The organism is Bradyrhizobium sp. Mp27, assembly GCF_029953005.1.
GTDB lineage: Bacteria > Pseudomonadota > Alphaproteobacteria > Rhizobiales > Xanthobacteraceae > Bradyrhizobium > Bradyrhizobium barranii.
Map to the genome: position 1 here is coordinate 1 of NZ_JASAUS010000555.1, position 858 is coordinate 858.

3 protein-coding genes are annotated in these 858 nt (G+C 61.4%); 2 read left to right on the top strand and 1 reads right to left on the bottom strand.

The genetic code is table 11. From position 1 onward, the window contains the following. Together QJT78_RS51715 and QJT78_RS51720 are read left to right on the top strand one after the other, a co-directional pair. Positions 1 to 241 (top strand): hypothetical protein (locus tag QJT78_RS51715; protein WP_281460906.1); only part of this gene is annotated, 241 nt, incomplete at its 5' end. A gap of 53 nt (positions 242 to 294) precedes the next feature. Further along, positions 295 to 513 (top strand): hypothetical protein, encoded by a 219-nt coding sequence (locus QJT78_RS51720; RefSeq protein WP_155257990.1) that lies wholly within the window; start codon positions 295 to 297, stop codon positions 511 to 513. Here QJT78_RS51720 and QJT78_RS51725 read toward each other — a convergent pair. Beyond that, positions 488 to 739: a hypothetical protein gene (locus QJT78_RS51725; RefSeq protein WP_281460907.1), complete on the bottom strand. Its 252-nt coding sequence runs from the start codon at positions 737 to 739 to the stop codon at positions 488 to 490. The genes QJT78_RS51720 and QJT78_RS51725 overlap by 26 nt on opposite strands. Positions 740 to 858: the final 119 nt, after the last annotated feature.

Genomic DNA, 858 nt, shown 5'->3' on the forward strand with positions numbered 1-858 from the left:
CGGCGGCTCTTCTTCGTCATCTTCGCTCCTGATTCGCAGCAAGAATCCTCGCCGCTGTCAGGCAGAAAATCCACTCAAGCTACTGTCCGAATTTGCGGGGCCAGCTCTCCCCTCCCAAGGGAGAACCATCAAACGCCAAACATTACAAACTCGCAACAATTACGATGCGACCGGTGCAGAAGTCGCATGGACCGCATCGCGGCTTGACAGGCGCAAAACGTGCGAGGGCGATCAGGGGTAGTTGCGCGAATTTTTCACTCGCTCCCGTCGTGGTTTGTGCGCTATCATCGCGCCATGAGACCGATCCCGCCCAACACCGCCACCATCGAGGTGGATTGCCTGCGCCTCGTTGACGAGGCGTGTCACGTCTGCGCGCTCGACGCCGATGGTGAGATGCTCAGCCTGCTCGAAAGCATCGAGGGCGAGGACGCCGCCGACAAGGCGCATGAGCTGGCCGAGCGCCTGTCGCGCGAGACCAGCCTGCCCATCAAGGTTCGGCACGACCGCGATTGATGTAATCCATCACCGTGTCCAGCCAGCGCTGGTTCGTTTCCTGATAGACCGGGGCGGTGCCCCGCTCCAGCAGGTAGTTAAACTGCTGCGGCTTGTAGCCCTGCTCCGCATAGGCTGCAGCGATGTCGGGGAACATCACCTCCTTCGGGATCGACTGGCCGAAGCCGCCGACATAGTCACCGTGGATGCCAGTCGAATACGTGCGATGCGGCGACGCCGAGGTCACCGGGTCGAGCCCCCCGTGGGTCGGTCAAAATCCCCCGGGTATGGTCACTTGAAACTCCCCCACCTGATGATCGCCGTCAGCGCCGCTGAACAGCAGTAGCCGGTCAGGCAGGACGTTTA

Bases quoted from the DNA above. Each gene is read 5' to 3' on its own strand.
- QJT78_RS51720 (WP_155257990.1), top strand. From the start codon at position 295: ATGAGACCGATCCCGCCCAACACCGCCACCATCGAGGTGGATTGCCTG.